Source organism: Streptomyces sp. NPDC059456, assembly GCF_042750055.1.
Lineage (GTDB): Bacteria > Actinomycetota > Actinomycetes > Streptomycetales > Streptomycetaceae > Streptomyces.
The window spans coordinates 1-1,034 of sequence record NZ_JBHYVA010001164.1; the positions used below are offsets into that span (position 1 = coordinate 1).

Annotated in this window: 1 protein-coding gene; it reads left to right on the forward strand. The window is 79.5% G+C overall.

The genetic code is table 11. The annotated features are described in order from the left end of the window. The coding region (locus tag ACFXA3_RS42945; protein ID WP_385197057.1) for a uroporphyrinogen-III synthase at positions 1-820 on the forward strand (820 nt) is incomplete at its 5' end. Between the last annotated feature and the right edge of the window lie 214 nt (positions 821-1,034).

The following is a 1,034-nucleotide window of genomic DNA, read 5'->3' on the forward strand; positions in this document are numbered from 1 at the left end:
GGTGAAGGGCGCCGTGCGGGCCGCCGGGCTCGTGGAGACCTGGTCCCCGGAATCGGAATCCCTCGCCGAAGTGCTCGACCGGATGCTCGCGGGCGGGGTCGCCGGGCGGCGCATCGCCCTCCAGCTGCACGGGGAACCCCTGCCCGGGTTCGTCGAGGCGCTGCGGGCCGGCGGCGCCGAGGTGGTCGTCGTCCCGGTGTACCGGTGGATGGCCCCGGAGGACCTCGCACCCCTGGACCGGCTGCTGGACGCGGTGGCCGTCGGCGCGGTCGACGCCGTGAGCTTCACCTCCGCCCCCGCGGCGGCCTCGCTGCTGTCCCGGGCTGAGCAGCGCGGGATGCGGGAGGCGGTGCTCGACGGGCTGCGGGGGGACGTGCTGTCGGCGTGCGTGGGGCCCGTGACGGCGCTGCCGCTGCAGGCGGCCGGGGTCGACACCGTGCAGCCCGAGCGGTTCCGGCTGGGGCCGCTGGTACAGCTGCTGTGCCAGGAGCTGCCGGGCCGGGCGCGGGTGCTGCCGGTCGCGGGGCACCGGGTGGAGATCCGGGGGCACGCGGTGCTCGTGGACGAGGAGCTGCGGACGGTGCCGCCGGCCGGGATGGCCCTGCTGCGGGCGCTGGCGCGCAGGCCGGGGTGGGTGGTGGCGCGGCCGGACCTGCTGGGGGTGCTGCCGGGGGCGGGCCGGGACGAGCATGCCGTGGAGACGGCGATGGCGCGGCTGCGGGGGGCGCTGGGGGTGCCGAACCTGATCCAGACGGTGGTGAAGCGGGGGTACCGGCTGGCGCTGGACGCGGGTGAGTGCAGCGGTGGCTCCGCCGGCTGACCGGGGCCCCGCCGCACCGACGGCCGCCGGGCCCGGCCCCGCCGGGCCCCCGCGAATCCGGCTGGACCGGTACGGGGGCGGGGGAGGGGCGGGAGGGCCGGTCGGGTGCGGCGCGTGGCCCGGGCCGACCACCCCGCCCCCGCCCGCGGTACCGATACCCCGCGACACGGACCCCCGCCCGGCGGGTGGTTGCCCCCCGGGGTGGCGAGCGTGC